This is a genomic window from Herbaspirillum autotrophicum, from assembly GCF_001189915.1.
Taxonomy (GTDB): Bacteria; Pseudomonadota; Gammaproteobacteria; order Burkholderiales; family Burkholderiaceae_D; genus Herbaspirillum; species Herbaspirillum autotrophicum.
Map to the genome: position 1 here is coordinate 1 of NZ_LFLS01000084.1, position 1,349 is coordinate 1,349.

Annotated in this window: 1 protein-coding gene; it reads right to left on the bottom strand. The window is 51.1% G+C overall.

The features are described 5' to 3' along the window. Window positions 1-1,349: hypothetical protein (locus AKL27_RS28285; protein ID WP_198156111.1), on the bottom strand; the 1,349-nt coding region annotated here is incomplete at both ends.

A 1,349-nucleotide genomic window follows, 5' to 3' on the forward strand; every position in this document is an offset into this window, starting at 1 on the left:
AACCGGTAATGGTCGGGGTGGTGTAAGTACCCCCAGGAATCGCGCCGGCTGTAATACTCGCGGTACCGTTATTGACCTTGCTGCCATCGCTGTCATACGCGTCGAACTGGACTTCGTACTGATAAGCCTTGGTGCGGTCCGGCACCAGACCATCGGCTTGCGTATCCCAACTCCAGTCGGCGACTGAACCGGCAGGTCGTGTCAGGGTCTTGGTCAGCCAGGTCGATGCGCCCGCCAAACGATAGCGTATCGTCAGTTGCGTCGCATCCTTGGACAGATTGCGGAACACCAGTGTCGAATCAGCGACGCTGACGGCTTTCAGGCTCGCTGTAACGGTAGGCGAATCCGATAAAATGCTAATCTTTGCAATCAAAGTGTCCCGGTTGCCATTGGCATCAATGGCAATGATTTGTGCATCACCACCAACGACAGGAATATCGAACAGACCCGGAATGCCATTACGGGCATTAATAGTGACCGGTGTGCCCGAAGGTAAAGCCGTATAAATCAGCGAAGTCGCCAGCTTGCCGTTGCTGGTCAGTTGCAGACCTGTCAGATGCATTACAACGCCCGACTGGCCAAGTTCCATCACAGGGTTATTGGTCACACCGCTGGTGCGCGTCACCGATCCACCTGCTGCCGTGTGATTGACCGTCAGTTTATCGTTACGCAGTACTTTGCCATCCTTGTCGGTGGACACCAGCATCATGTCGTAGGTGCCGTTCAGGCCGGCCATATTGGCAACATACGTGCCACTCTGACCTGGCATCACACTCGTCGGTAACTTGCTGTACGGACCAGTGCTCCCCTGCGGACGGTAGTACAAATCGACTGACGCTGCGTTCAGTAATGTCTGGTTGCTCAAACGCAGCTGGTTGCTGCCGGGTATATTTGACACTGCCCCGGTGTTATATACATTCCCTGCAAGAAAAGCCTTTGCTGCATCCGCCTCAGTCGCTGTGCTATAAGGTTCAATGTAATAGGTAGAAGAAACCGCCATCCCAGCAGTAGGGTTCAACATCGGGTAAACACCCTTATTGATAGATCCCAACGAAATTAAACTACCGTTTTCGGGCTGAACAAACACTTCGATTGCCCAACCAAAAAAGAACTCAGGAAACCGGTGCAACCCAGCGTAATTAAAATCAACGCTGTAGTTACCGCCAGAGGTAAAAATCTGCTGATTTCCTCCAAATACATTTACCTGTTGCAACCATCCCCAATTTTCGCGAAAGTATTTCACATCAAAATTGACGATTATTTTGTGCGGTCCATAAACAGCGGAAAGATCTGGCAGTGTGAAATTAAGACCCTGCATCCTCGCTTCGAAGTACTCAAAATAAGCATCA